General features: G+C 74.1%; 11 protein-coding genes. 5 read left to right on the top strand and 6 right to left on the bottom strand.

The window, feature by feature from the left end:
• Window positions 1–17: 17 nt before the first annotated feature.
• Together ACFVU9_RS32625 and ACFVU9_RS32620 are read left to right on the top strand one after the other, a co-directional pair.
• Window positions 18–1,340, top strand: coding sequence for an amidase (locus tag ACFVU9_RS32625; protein ID WP_387599642.1), 1,323 nt, complete (start codon window positions 18–20; stop codon window positions 1,338–1,340).
• Between the two features lie 343 nt (window positions 1,341–1,683).
• Window positions 1,684–2,292, top strand: coding sequence for a TIGR03086 family metal-binding protein (locus ACFVU9_RS32620; protein WP_380440735.1), 609 nt, complete (start codon window positions 1,684–1,686; stop codon window positions 2,290–2,292).
• A 30-nt stretch (window positions 2,293–2,322) separates the two neighbouring features.
• Here ACFVU9_RS32620 and ACFVU9_RS32615 read toward each other — a convergent pair whose 3' ends face one another.
• On the bottom strand, window positions 2,323–2,448 hold the full coding sequence (locus ACFVU9_RS32615; RefSeq protein ID WP_380440733.1) for a hypothetical protein: 126 nt from the start codon (window positions 2,446–2,448) through the stop codon (window positions 2,323–2,325).
• Window positions 2,449–2,702: 254 nt separating this feature from the next.
• On the opposite strand from ACFVU9_RS32615, the gene ACFVU9_RS32610 reads away from it, so the two are divergent.
• Window positions 2,703–3,524 carry an integrase gene (locus ACFVU9_RS32610; RefSeq protein ID WP_380440731.1) on the top strand — a complete coding sequence of 274 codons (822 nt, stop codon included), beginning with the start codon at window positions 2,703–2,705 and terminating at the stop codon, window positions 3,522–3,524.
• A 31-nt stretch (window positions 3,525–3,555) separates the two neighbouring features.
• Here the strand turns inward: ACFVU9_RS32610 and ACFVU9_RS32605 are convergent, their stop codons facing one another.
• Complete coding sequence (locus ACFVU9_RS32605) at window positions 3,556–4,506, bottom strand: pirin family protein (protein WP_387599639.1); 951 nt, start codon at window positions 4,504–4,506, stop codon at window positions 3,556–3,558.
• 138 nt (window positions 4,507–4,644) lie between these two features.
• Window positions 4,645–5,148 carry an SseB family protein gene (locus ACFVU9_RS32600; protein WP_380440727.1) on the bottom strand — a complete coding sequence of 168 codons (504 nt, stop codon included), beginning with the start codon at window positions 5,146–5,148 and terminating at the stop codon, window positions 4,645–4,647.
• A 214-nt stretch (window positions 5,149–5,362) separates the two neighbouring features.
• Between ACFVU9_RS32600 and ACFVU9_RS32595 the strand changes: the two genes are divergently transcribed.
• Window positions 5,363–7,192 (top strand): acyl-CoA dehydrogenase, encoded by a 1,830-nt coding sequence (locus ACFVU9_RS32595; RefSeq protein ID WP_380497143.1) that lies wholly within the window; start codon window positions 5,363–5,365, stop codon window positions 7,190–7,192.
• 84 nt (window positions 7,193–7,276) lie between these two features.
• Here the strand turns inward: ACFVU9_RS32595 and ACFVU9_RS32590 are convergent, their stop codons facing one another.
• The 3 genes from ACFVU9_RS32590 to ACFVU9_RS32580 are packed head-to-tail and all read right to left on the bottom strand — an operon-like array spanning window position 7,277 to window position 10,787.
• Window positions 7,277–8,527, bottom strand: coding sequence for an ABC transporter permease (locus ACFVU9_RS32590; protein ID WP_387599635.1), 1,251 nt, complete (start codon window positions 8,525–8,527; stop codon window positions 7,277–7,279).
• The gene (locus ACFVU9_RS32585) at window positions 8,524–9,219 is read right to left on the bottom strand and encodes an ABC transporter ATP-binding protein (protein ID WP_387599632.1); all 696 of its coding nucleotides are present in this window, start codon (window positions 9,217–9,219) and stop codon (window positions 8,524–8,526) included. Before ACFVU9_RS32585 ends, ACFVU9_RS32590 begins: the two co-directional genes overlap by 4 nt.
• Window positions 9,216–10,787 (bottom strand): peptidoglycan-binding protein, encoded by a 1,572-nt coding sequence (locus tag ACFVU9_RS32580; protein ID WP_387599630.1) that lies wholly within the window; start codon window positions 10,785–10,787, stop codon window positions 9,216–9,218. The genes ACFVU9_RS32585 and ACFVU9_RS32580 overlap by 4 nt, the downstream gene beginning before the upstream one ends.
• A 310-nt stretch (window positions 10,788–11,097) precedes the next feature.
• On the opposite strand from ACFVU9_RS32580, the gene ACFVU9_RS32575 reads away from it, so the two are divergent.
• On the top strand, window positions 11,098–12,405 hold the full coding sequence (locus ACFVU9_RS32575; RefSeq protein WP_380440717.1) for a M18 family aminopeptidase: 1,308 nt from the start codon (window positions 11,098–11,100) through the stop codon (window positions 12,403–12,405).
• The last annotated feature ends 47 nt before the right edge of the window (window positions 12,406–12,452 follow it).

The raw sequence follows: 12,452 nt of genomic DNA, 5'->3' as shown, positions 1-12,452 counted from the left end.
GGGCTACCGTGATCGGCATGGAGGAACCCCTTGTCCGGCCCCGCTCGCTGACCCGCGAGGCCGCCGAACTGCGCGCCGGTGACCCGCCGTTGACCGAGTACGTCGAGCGGCTGTGCGCCCGCGTCGAGCGGATCGACCCGCTGATCCACGCCTTCGTCCCCGAGCCGGGGCGCCACCACCGGCTGCACGAGGAGGCCCGCGCGCTGGCCCGCAGGTACCCCGGGCCGGCCGGGCGGCCGCCGCTGTACGGGGTGGCGGTCGGGATCAAGGACATCATCCACGTGGACGGCCTGCCCACCCACGCCGGATCCGCCCTGCCGCCGGGCGTGCTCGCCGGGCCGCAGGCCGTCGTCGTGGACCGGCTGCGGGCGGCCGGGGCGCTCGTGGCGGGCAAGACGGCGACGGCCGAGTTCGCGGCCACCGCGCCGGGGCCGACCCGCAATCCGCACCACCCGGACCACACCCCGGGCGGGTCGAGCAGCGGTTCGGCGGCGGCGGTCGCGGCGGGGCTGGTGACGCTCGCGGTCGGGACGCAGACGGTCGGCTCGGTGATCCGGCCCGCCGCGTACTGCGGGGTGGTGGGCTTCCGGCCGACGTACGGGCGGATCCCGATGGCGGGGGTGATCCCGAACGCGCCGTCCTTCGACACGCTGGGCGTGTTCGCCGCGGACGTGGCCGGGGCGGCCCTGGCGGCCGGACTGCTCTGCGACGGCTGGGAGCGGGCCGGGGCGGGCGCCGTCCGGAGGCCGCCGGTGCTCGGCGTGCCGGACCGCCGGTACCTGGAGCGGGCCGACGCGGAGGCGCTGCGGGCGTACGACGCGCAGGTGGAGCGGTTCGAGGCGGCCGGGATGACGGTGCGGCGGCTGGGCTTCGGCATCGGGTTCGAGGAGATCGTCCGGCAGTTGCAGACGGTCAACCGCTTCGAGCTGGCCCGCAGCCACGCCGACTGGTTCGCCCGCTTCGGCTCCCTCTACCGCCCGGAGACGGTCGCGAGCATCCGGCAGGGCCAGGCCGTCGCGCCGGAGGACCACGAGGCCGCGCTGCGGGCGCGCGAGCACCTGCGCGAGCTGGTCGCCGGGTCGATGCGCGAGCACGCGGTGGACCTCTGGCTGGCGCCGTCCGCCACCGGCGGGGCGCCGAAGGGCCTGCACGGCACGGGGGACGGGGTGATGTCGCTGCCGTGGAGCCATCTGGGCCTGCCCGCCGTGAGCCTGCCCGCCGGACGGACGGCGGACGGGCTGCCGCTGGGCCTCCAACTCGTCGGCGCGGCAGGGCGGGACGAATCCCTGCTGTCCTTCGCCGCCTTCCTGGAAACGGAGTTGGCGAAGCGCCCGCTCTAGGGGGTGTCGGCTGGTCCGGGCCTCAATGCCGCAGTGGAACGGGGCTTGACGCATCGTCTGGAGTGCGAGCCGTTCGCCGGAGTCGAGAACCCGTGGCAGCTCGCCTCGACGCCGCTCACCGTCCGGGAAGAGTCCGAAAGAGATCGACGCCCGGATCCCCGTCGTGCACGATGAGGGCGACACCGCGGTCGGCCCGGACCACGCCCACCGGCTCAAGGCCGCCCACGGCGGCCGCCCGGCCTGCTGCTCACCCGGGGCCGGGCCACCGCAGGATCGTCACCGAACCCACCGTCATCGACCAAGCCGTCGGCTGCGTGGCCGCCGGCCAGGAGAGTGCGATCCGATGGAACTGACAGCGCTGTACGCCCGCTCGGTGGAACTGGCCGCCGAGGTCGTCGACACCGTCACGCCGGAGCACCTGGAGCTGGCGACCCCGTGCGGGGACTGGAACCTGCGCCGGCTGATGGAACACGTGGTCGGCCAGCACCAGGGCTTCGCCGCCGCCGCGCGCGGCGCCGGGCCGGACCTCGCGCTGTGGGCCGACGCCCCGGTGGGCGACGACCCGGCTGGCGCCTTCCGGCGCACGGCGGAGGACCTCAAGGCGGCGTTCGCCGAGGCCGCCGCGGCGGACCGCAAGCTGTGGCTGCCCGAGATCCGCGACGGCGGCCCGTTCCCGCTGGAGCTGGCGGTGGGCTTCCAGCTCGTCGACACGCTGGTGCACGGCTGGGACGTCGCGGCCGCCCTCGGCGCGCCGTCCGGCCTCGCCGCGGCCGTCGACGCCGACCCGGTGCTGGCCGGGGCGCTGGTGTCGGTGTCCGAGCTGGTCCCGGCCGGGCCGGAGAGCCGCGGGCCGGACCGCGCGTTCCGCGAGCGCCTCCGGCAGGACGGCGCCCACGGGCCGTTCGAGCGCGCGCTGGCGCTGCTCGGCCGCGACCCGGCCTGGACGCCCTGAGCCGGCGGGGCCCCGGACCCCGCCGGGCGGTCAGCCGCGCGGCCGCTCGGGCCCGCGCTCCTCGTCGGGGAAGCGCGGCCCGCCGATCAGGAAGAGCAGTGCGGCGCTCGGGAAGCCGAGCCCGGCCGCCAGCACCACGATGAACTGCCAGAACATGTCCCGCTCCTCGTCGATCGGGAGCCGTCGGGGGCGGGGCCGCCGGAACCGTCAGTCCCGGGTGCGGCCCGCCACCCGAAGGTGGACCGCAAACCCGACCGGCCCTGATTGGCCGAATTGTCCACTCGGTATCCGACGGTATGGCCGGATTGCCCCGGCTGCCACCGGACGCCGGTCACCCCGAGGGCCCCGGCTCGCGCCACACCGGCGCAAGGGTCTGGGCGCGGGCCGGGGGAGGCGGCCACACTGTCGGGATGCAGCTACAGCTCGCAGGGGAAGCACGGCGGCCCGGCCGCGAGAGCGAGGACTTCGCGGCGGCTTCGCCGGAAGCGCTGGTACTGCTGGACGGTGCGAGCTCACCGGCCGGCCTGGAGTCCGGCTGCCGGCACGGGACGGCCTGGTACGTCCGCCGGCTGGGCGTGCACCTGCTCGCCCGGCTCACCGACCGGGTGGACCGCTCGATCGCCGAGTGCCTGGCCGACGCCATCGTCGAGACGGCCGCGCTGCACGGCGGCCGGTGCGACCTGGCCCACCCGAACACGCCCGCCGCGATGGTCGTCGCCGCGCGGCGGCACGGCGAGTCGCTGGAGTACCTGGTGCTCGGCGACTCGCTGCTGGTGCTGGAGTTCAAGGACGGCCCGCCGCGGGTGATCGGGGACAACCAGCGCTTCCCCGGCGGCGAGGGCCTGCGCCGGCAGATCTGGCAGACCGTGCCCGGCTCCACCGAGCGGGCCGCGCTGCACATGGAGTACGCGCTCGCCGTCCGCGCCGCGCGCAACACCGGGAACGGCCCGTGGATCGCCGCGGCCAGCCCGCGCGCGGCCGGGCACGCCGAGACGGGCTTCGTCCGGCTGGAGCGCCTGCGGGCGCTGGCGGCGCTGACCGACGGCGCCTCGCGCTACACCGAGCGCTTCGGCCTGGGCAGCTGGGCGGACGCCCTGCGGCTGCTCGCCGAGTCGGGACCGGGGGAGCTGATCGCCCAGGTCCGCGAGGTCGAGCGGGCGGACGCCGCGTGCGAGCGGTGGCCGCGCGGCAAGGCGCAGGACGACGCCTCGGCCGTCTACGCGCTGCTGTAGGCGACCGAGGCGTCCGGGTCCGCGGGTCCGGTCAGTCGACCGGGTGGCCGAAGCTGCCGGACTGGAAGTCCCGCATGGCCTGCTCCAGCTCGCGGTGGCTGTTCATGACGAACGGCCCGTACCAGGCGACCGGCTCCCGGATCGGCTGCCCGCCCAGAAGGATGACGTCCAGGTTGGGGTGCCGGGAGTCCTGCTTGGCGTCGGCGGCGATGGTGATCGTGTCGCCCTCGCCGAACACCGCGGCCTGTCCGCTGCGAATCGGCCGGCGCTCGGCGCCGATCGTGCCGTCGCCGTTCAGGACGTACGCCAGCGCGTTGAAGTCCTGCTTCCACGGCAGGGTGATCTGAGCGCCCGGGGTGACGGTGGCGTGCAGCAGGGTGATCGGGGTGTGGGTGACGCCCGGCCCCTGGTACCCGCCCAGCTCGCCCGCGATCAGCCGCAGGATCGAGCCGCCGTCCGGGGTGGAGAGCAGCTTGACGTGGCCGCCGTGGATGTCCTGGTAGCGCGGGGCGGTCATCTTGCCGGACGCCGGGAGGTTGACCCACAGCTGGATGCCGTGGAACAGGCCGCCGGACAGCACCAGCGACTCCGGCGGGGTCTCGATGTGCAGGATGCCGGAGCCGGCCGTCATCCACTGGGTGTCGCCGCCGCCGAGGTGGCCGCCGCCGCCGTGCGAGTCCTTGTGGATGAACTCGCCGTCGATCAGGTAGGTGACGGTCTCGAAGCCGCGGTGCGGGTGCCAGGGCGTGCCCTTGGGCTCGCCGGCGGCGTACTCCACCTCGCCCATCTGGTCCATCATGATGAACGGGTCGAGGTACTTGGTGTTGATCTTGGCGAAGGCGCGGCGCACCGGGAAGCCCTCGCCCTCGAAGCCCTCGGGCGCGGTGACCACGGTGAGGACGGGCCGTGCACTGGTGGCGGCGGGGTCGGGGGTGGCGACGCGCGGGAGGGTCAGCGGGTTCTCGACGGTCACGGCGGGCATGTCGGCCTCCTTCGGGGGGTTCCTCTGGCCTACGTCCACGAGAGTAGTTCAATTCTCAACAAGTAGCAAGTTGAAAGTTGAACTATGTGAGTGTGGCGGAGTTCGGCTCCTGCTTCGGACGTCCCGCTCCAGGCTGTCTCAGCCGTACATGCGGCGCATGGTGAAGTCCACCATCTGCTCCACGGCCTTCGCGTCGAAGACCATCCGGTGCTCGCCCTCCATGTCCAGTGCGAAGCCGTAGCCGGTCGGCAGGAGGTCCAGGACCTCGGCGCCGGTCACGGTGAAGTGCTTGGAGTCCTTGCCGGCGTAGCGGCGCAGCTCCTTCAGCGAGCTGAACATCGGGATCACCGGCGTGGGCGTGTTGTGCAGCGCCAGGAAGCCGGGGCGCTCACCGCGCGGGCAGTGCACCTTGGAGGTGATGAAGATGGCCTGGAAGTCCTCGACGGCCATCGACCCGGTGGTGAAGGCCCGGACGGCGTCCGCGAGGGACGGCGGGGACGGTTCCGGGTAGAGCGACTGCTGGGACGCCTGGGACTGCGCGCCGTAGGCGTCGGCGCCGGGCATGCCGTTCATGCCCGGCTGCGGACCCGCCTGCTGCTGGTAGGGGTCGCCCGGGTATGCGTTCTGGTCATATCCGTACACACGGACAGGCTAGCGGGAGCGCACCCGCCCGTGCTGGCGTCGATCCTGACAAGGAGTCGTCGTCCCGCCTTGTGGGACGTGACCACGTTCATAGCGGATTCACCGCCGGGGGCTTGCCCAAGTTACCGCTGGGTAGCATCATGATGCCTACTGGTGGGTACGGGACGCCCGAACGCGGCGGTCACCCGGAAGCGACGAACCGGAGAAAACGGCCATGGGTCACTACAAGTCCAACCTGCGGGACGTGGAGTTCAACCTCTTCGAGGTGTTCGGCCGCGACCAGGTGTACGGCACCGGACCGTTCGCCGACATGGACGTCGAGACCGCGAAGAACATCCTGAGCGAGATCGCGCGCCTGGCCGAGAACGACCTCGCCGCGTCCTTCGTCGACGCCGACCGCAACCCGCCGGTCTTCGACCCGGAGACCAACACCGCCCCGGTCCCGGCCACGTTCAAGAAGAGCTACCAGACCTTCATGGACGCCGAGTGGTGGCGCCTGGGCATCCCGGAGTCCATCGGCGGCCAGGTCACCCCGAACTCGCTGATCTGGGCCTTCGCCGAGCAGATCCTGGGCTCGAACCCGGCCATCTGGATGTACTCCTCCGGCCCGGCCTTCGCCGGCGTCATCGCCGAGGAGGGCACCGAGGAGCAGCTGGAGGTCGCCAAGCGGATGACCGACCGCCTGTGGGGCTCCACCATGGTCCTCACCGAGCCCGACGCGGGCTCCGACGTGGGCGCCGGCCGCACGAAGGCGATCCGGCAGGAGGACGGCTCCTGGCACATCGAGGGCGTCAAGCGCTTCATCACCTCGGGTGAGCACGACATGTCCGAGAACATCATCCACATGGTGCTGGCCCGCCCCGAGGGCGGTAAGCCGGGCACCAAGGGCCTCGGTCTGTTCATCGTCCCGAAGTTCGACTTCGACTGGGAGACCGGCGAGCTCGGCGAGCGCAACGGCGTCTACGCCACCAACGTCGAGCACAAGATGGGCCTCAAGGCCTCGAACACCTGCGAGATGACCTTCGGTGCCAAGCACCCGGCCAAGGGCTGGCTGCTCGGCGAGAAGGTCGACGGCATCCGCCAGATGTTCAAGATCATCGAGTTCGCCCGCATGATGGTCGGCACGAAGGCCATCGCCACCCTCTCCACCGGCTACCTGAACGCCCTGGAGTACGCCAAGGAGCGCGTGCAGGGCGCCGACATCTCGCAGTTCCTGGACAAGACCGCCCCGCGCGTCACCATCACCCACCACCCGGACGTGCGCCGCTCGCTGCTGACCCAGAAGGCCTACGCCGAGGGCATGCGCGCGCTGGTCCTGTTCACCGCGTCCACCCAGGACGACATGATGGCCGCCAAGCTGCGCGGTGAGCGCGACGAGGCCGCCGAGCGCCTGAACGACCTGCTCCTGCCGATCGTCAAGGGCTACGGCTCGGAGAAGTCCTACGAGCAGCTCGCCCAGTCCCTGCAGACCTTCGGTGGCTCCGGCTACCTGCAGGAGTACCCGATCGAGCAGTACATCCGCGACGCCAAGATCGACACCCTCTACGAGGGCACCACGGCGATCCAGGGCCAGGACTTCTTCTTCCGCAAGATCGTCAAGGACGGCGGCCAGGCCCTCACCGCGCTGTCCGAGCAGATCCAGAAGTTCCTCGCCTCGGCCGAGGGCGGCGACGCCCTGGCCGCCGAGCGCGAGCTGCTCGCCAAGGCCGCCGGCGACCTGGAGGGCATCGTCGGCAAGCTGCTGGCCGACCTCTCCTCGGTCGAGCAGGACGTCAAGAACATGTACAAGGTGGGCCTCAACACCACCCGCCTGCTGATGGTCTCCGGCGACGTCGTGGTCGGCTGGCTGCTGCTGCGCCAGGCCGCGGTGGCCCTGGCCAAGCTGGAGGCCGGCGCCTCGGAGAAGGACGTCCCGTTCTACCAGGGCAAGGTCGCGGCGGCCCGCTTCTTCGCCAAGAACGTCCTGCCGACCGTCGCCCCGCAGCGCCTGATCGCCGAGGGCATCGACAACGAGATCATGGACCTGGCGGAGGAGGCCTTCTAAGGCCCTCGCGCTACCCGAACCACCTGACGAAACCCTCATGGCGAAGGGCCCGACCCACCGGTCGGGCCCTTCGCCATTCCCCGTTCAACCGCTCCGCAGGGCCTTCAGCGGGTCCGTGCGGGCCGCCCGGAGCGCCGGGTACAGGCCGGCCAGGAGACCCACCAGCGTGCCGATCAGCGGGGCCGGCAGGGTGGCGGCGGGCTGGAGCACGGCGGTCCAGCCGCGGGCGGCGGCGACCCCGACCACCGTCACCACGCCGAGGCTCGTGCCGACCAGGCCGCCCAGGGTGCCCAGCGCGGTCGACTCGGTGAGGAACTGGGCCGCGACGTGGCCGGTGCGGGCGCCCAGCGAGCGGCGCAGCCCGATCTCCTCCGTCCGCTCCAGCACGGCCACCAGCGTCGTGTTGGCGATGCCGACCGCGCCGACCAGCAGGCAGATCCCGGCCAGGCCCAGGAACAGGCCGGTCAGGTCGGAGGTCACGCCGTCCCGCAGGCCGTGCGGGTCCGGCGGCGGCACGACGGTGAACGCCTGCGGGGTGTCCGGCCGCAGGGCGAGCGGGATCTGCGCGGCCACCACCGGCGCCGCGCCGACCCTGGTCGCCACCAGGGCCTGGACGCCGCGGTCCGGCTGCGGGGCCGGGTCGCCGTAGCGCTCCAGCGCCGTACTGGCGGGGATCACCAGGCCGAGCAGGGCGCCCGGCTGCCGCCGGACGTCCGCGTAGACGCCGATCACCGTGTACGGGACGGCGTCGATGAACACCGCGGGCCGGGCGTCCAGCCGGCTCACCCCGAGGCGCCGCGCCGCGGCCTCGCTCAGCAGCACCACCGGCTGCGCCGTCCGCTGGACGAACGGGTCCATGGTGACGCCGGCCGTCAGCGTCGGCTCCATCGCGGCGACGGCGCCCGGCGTGGCCGCGAACACGGACAGGCGGGCGCCCTCGTCCGGGCCGTCCGCCCGGGCGGAGACCGTCGGGGCGCCGGGGAGCGGCCACCAGACGCCGCCGGCCCGGACGCCGTCGATCGCGGCGAGGCGCCGGTCGGTGTCCGCGGGGAAGTCGCTCGGCGGGTTGGTGCCGGGGGCGGCGCCGTCGGTGCGCGGGTGGCCGGTCACCGTGACGGTGGTCGCCGCGGTCAGGCTGAACCGGGCGCCGATCTGGCCGGCGGCCGTCGCGGTGAGGCCGAGCACGGCGACGAACGCGCCGATGCCCAGCACGGTGCCCAGCATCGTCAGCGCCGAGCGGGCGGGGCGCTGCAGGACGCCGGCGAGCGCCTCGGCGAGGAGGTCGCGCGGGCTCAGCCGGGAGGGCGGCCCGGGCAGTGCGGGGCGGCGCCTCACGGGGCCGCCGCCCCGGCCTCGGCCAGCACGCCGTCGCGGATGGCCACCCGGCGGTCGGCCCGCGCGGCGACGGCCGGGTCGTGGGTGATCACCACCAGCGTGTAGCCCTGGGCGTGCAGGGCGTCGAACCGCTCCAGGACGGTCTCCGCGCCGGCCGAGTCCAGGTTCCCGGTCGGCTCGTCGCACAGCAGCAGGCTCGGCCGGTTCACCAGGGCGCGGGCGATCGCCACCCGCTGGCGCTCGCCGCCGGACATCGTGCCGGGCAGCGCCTCCGTGCGGTGGCCGAGCCCGACCAGGCGCAGCGCCTCCAGGGCGGCGGCGCGGCGGGCCCGCGGCGGGGTGCCGTTGTAGACCTGGGCGAGGGCGACGTTCTCCGCCGCGGTGCGGTGCGCCAGCAGGTGGAAGGACTGGAAGACGAAGCCGATCCGGCGCCCGCGCAGCGTCGAGCGGTCCCGGTCGCGCAGGCCGCCGGTGTCGATGCCGTCCAGCTCGTAGCGGCCGGTGGTGGGGGTGTCGAGCAGGCCGAGCAGGTGCAGCAGCGTGGACTTGCCGGAGCCGGACGGGCCGGTGACGGCGAGGTACTCGCCGCGGCGGACGGTCAGGTCGCAGGGGCGCAGGGCGACCACCGGCGGGTGGCCGGGGTGGGTGCGGCCCACGCCCGAGAGGGCGATGACCGGGGGCCCGGGGGTCACTTCCCGACCACCACCCGGTCGCCGGGGCGCAGTCCGGCGCCGTCCGCCGGGGTCACGGCCACCATGCCGTCGGCGGAGACGCCGGTGCTCACGGGGACGGTGGTCCGGGTGCCGGCCGCGTCGACCCTGGTGACGGACGTCCGTCCGGCGGCGTCGGTCGAGACGGCGGCCACCGGGACGGCGGTGACGGGGGCGCTCGCCGCGTCCCGGCGGATCGTGAGGCGGACGTTCTTCCCGTTCAGGGCGGGTGGGAGCGGGCCGCTCGGGGTGATCGTGACGGGGATGTAACTCGGCGTGCCGGCCGCGTTGTTGGGTGGTGCCCCGGCGGCGCCGCCCGTCGCGCCGCCGACCGTGCCCGGCCCGCCCGGGGGTGCGCCGCCGGGTGCCGCCGCTCCGCCGCCGAGGGTGATCACCCTGCCGGCCGGGGGCGCGGTCGTCGGGGCGCCGACCTCGGTGACCGTGCCGGACACGGTGGTGCCGGTGTCCTCGGCGAGGATCTCCGCGGCCATGCCCGGCTTGACGCCCGCAGCCTGGCCCGGTGTCAGCTGGCCGGTGACGTCCAGGCCGCCGCTGGTCAGCGACAGCAGCGTGCCGGCGGCGGGCGAGCCCACCGATCCGTTGACGGCGGTGACGGCGGCCGGGAGCACGGGCAGGAACAGCACGTGGGCGGCGGGCACCATCGGGCCGTTCACCGCCCTGGCCTTCTCCAGTGCGACCTGGTCGGCGGCCAATTGCTTCCTGGTGGCGGCCAGTTGCTGGTCGATGTCGATGTCGATGTCGATGTCGGTACCGGGGCCCGTCGCCGGGGGTGTGGCGGGTGTGGCGGGAGTGGCGGCCGGGGCGGGGGCGGGTGCCCGGGTGGCGCCGGCCCGTTTCCGCTCGGTGAGGCCGTCCACCGTCCGGCGGTCGGCGTCCACCGCCTTCTGCGCCGTGTCCACCGCCTGCTGGGTGGTGGCGCCGGTGGTCGGCACCGGGTAGCCGAGCCCGCGGTAGAACGCCGTCACCGCCGCCGCCGTCCCCGGGCCGAACGTCCCCTTGTCGTCGTCGCCGATCGGGTGCCCCAACCCCGACAGCGCGTCCTGGAGTTCGGCGACGTCCGGGCCGGTGGCGCCCGGCTTGACGTCCCGGTACGCGGGCACCGGCCCCGGCAGCGCGAACAGCGGCTGCCCGGACACCTCCGCGAGCAGCCGACCCGCCGCCGCGGTGTCCCCGGTCCTGACCCCGAGCTTCGACACGAACAGCCGGGTGATCTCCGGCGACGCGGCCGACGGCACCACGTCGTACTGCGCCGGCGGGTACACCACCGCCCGCGCCGTCACCGACCTCGTCAGCACCTGGCTCACCACGGGCGCGGTGAGCAGGCTCTCCGGCGGCGGCGCCGTCCGGGCCGCGCGTTCGGCCGGCGACTTCACGAACGCCGCGGCCCCCAGCCCGCCGACCGCCACCAGCGCCGCCGCCACCGCCACCCCCACCAGCACCCGCCTGCGCCGGGCACCCCGGGACGGCCCGGCCGGTGGATCGGCGACGTCGTCGTCGGCGCCCCCGGCGGTCATCGTCGTTGCGGTCAACGCGCCCCTCCCCACGGTGACTTCACTGCACCGAAGTATCGTCGACCGGACGCCGCCGCGGTCCGGAATCGGCCGCCCGGCCGGTCCGTCGCGCCACCGCCGGCGCCCGCGGCCCCCGGCGGGCGGATGACCGTCTGCGACCAGGGGCGTTCACTGGGTGAAAGGTGCTGGGGGCGACGGTACTTCACGGTTGTGTCTGTGTTTCGCATCCGTTGCGACGTTGCGAGTGCCCTGTCCGTGTACGGGCATATGCTCAGGGTGCGAAGCCGACCCCCATTCGGCTCCGACCCTCCATCGACTCAGGAGCAGTATGTCGCCCGCCGCCCGACAGGCGTTCTTCGACCGGACGCACACCGATGATCTGATCGCGTTCCTCGGAACCTCGCCTTCCCCGTACCACGCGGTCGCGAGCGCCGCCGAGCGGCTGGAGAAGGCGGGCTTCCGGCAGGTCGCCGAGACGGACGCGTGGGACGCCGCGGCCGGTGGGCGCTACGTCATCCGCGGCGGCGCGCTCATCGCCTGGTACCTGCCCGAGGGCGCCGGGCCCGAGACGCCCTTCCGCGTGGTCGGGACGCACACCGACTCGCCGAACCTGCGGGTCAAGCCGGTGCCGGACACCGGCTCGGCCGGCTGGCGGCAGGTCGCGGTGGAGATCTACGGCGGCGTCCCGCTGAACACCTGGCTCGACCGGGACCTCGGCCTGTCCGGCCGGCTGGCCCTGAAGGACGGTAGCTGGCGCCTGGTGCAGCTGGACGAGCCGCTGCTGCGCGTGCCGCAGCTGGCGATCCACCTGGACCGCCAGGTCAACGACGGCATGAAGCTCGACAAGCAGCGCCACCTCACCCCGATCTGGGGCCTCGGCCCGGTCGACGAGGGCGGCCTGATCTCCTACGTCGCCCAGCGGGCCGGCCTGGAGCCGGCCGACGTGGTCGGCTGGGACCTCATGACGCACGACGTGCAGCCCGCCTCCTACCTCGGCCGCGACCGCGAGCTGCTGGCCGGCCCGCGCCTGGACAACCTGCTGTCCGTGCACGCGGCCACCGCGGCGCTCGCCGCCGTCGCCACCGCCGAGGGCGCCGCCGACCTGCCGTACATCCCGGTGCTGGCCGCCTTCGACCACGAGGAGACCGGCAGCGAGTCGGACACCGGCGCGCAGAGCCCGCTGCTCGGCAACGTCCTGGACCGCACCGTCTACGCGCGCGGCGGCTCCCCGGAGGACCGCGCCCGGGCGCTGGCCGGCACCGTCTGCCTCTCCTCGGACATGGGCCACGCGATCCACCCGAACTACACCGAGCGGCACGAGCCGGGCCACCACCCGATGCCGAACGGCGGCCCGATCCTCAAGGTCAACGTCAACAACCGCTACGCGACCGACGGCGTCGGCCGGGCCGTGTTCGCGGCGGCCTGCGAGCGGGCCGGCGTGCCGTGGCAGTCCTTCGTCTCCAACAACGCCATGCCCTGCGGCACGACGATCGGCCCGATCACCGCGGCCCGCCTCGGCATCAGGACGGTCGACTGCGGCATCGCGGCGCTGTCCATGCACTCGGCGCGCGAGCTGTGCGGCGCGGACGACCCGTACCTGCTGGCCGGCGCGATCAAGGCCTTCCTGGAGGGCTGACGCGCCCGGACGTGCGGAAGGGCCCGACGGGAGACTCCCGTCGGGCC

The sequence above is a fragment of the Kitasatospora sp. NPDC057936 genome, assembly GCF_042887525.1.
Taxonomy (GTDB): domain Bacteria; phylum Actinomycetota; class Actinomycetes; order Streptomycetales; family Streptomycetaceae; genus Kitasatospora.
This window is presented reverse-complemented; position numbering and strand designations above follow the sequence as displayed.

Excerpts from the sequence above, each read along its gene's own strand:
- ACFVU9_RS32625 (WP_387599642.1), top strand. The coding sequence starts at position 18 with ATGGAGGAACCCCTTGTCCGGCCCCGCTCGCTGACCCGCGAGGCCGCC.
- ACFVU9_RS32615 (WP_380440733.1), bottom strand. The coding sequence starts at position 2,448 with ATGTTCTGGCAGTTCATCGTGGTGCTGGCGGCCGGGCTCGGCTTCCCG.
- ACFVU9_RS32595 (WP_380497143.1), top strand. The coding sequence starts at position 5,363 with ATGGGTCACTACAAGTCCAACCTGCGGGACGTGGAGTTCAACCTCTTC.
- ACFVU9_RS32605 (WP_387599639.1), bottom strand. The coding sequence starts at position 4,506 with ATGCCCGCCGTGACCGTCGAGAACCCGCTGACCCTCCCGCGCGTCGCC.
- ACFVU9_RS32575 (WP_380440717.1), top strand. The coding sequence starts at position 11,098 with ATGTCGCCCGCCGCCCGACAGGCGTTCTTCGACCGGACGCACACCGAT.
- ACFVU9_RS32620 (WP_380440735.1), top strand. The coding sequence starts at position 1,684 with ATGGAACTGACAGCGCTGTACGCCCGCTCGGTGGAACTGGCCGCCGAG.
- ACFVU9_RS32610 (WP_380440731.1), top strand. The coding sequence starts at position 2,703 with ATGCAGCTACAGCTCGCAGGGGAAGCACGGCGGCCCGGCCGCGAGAGC.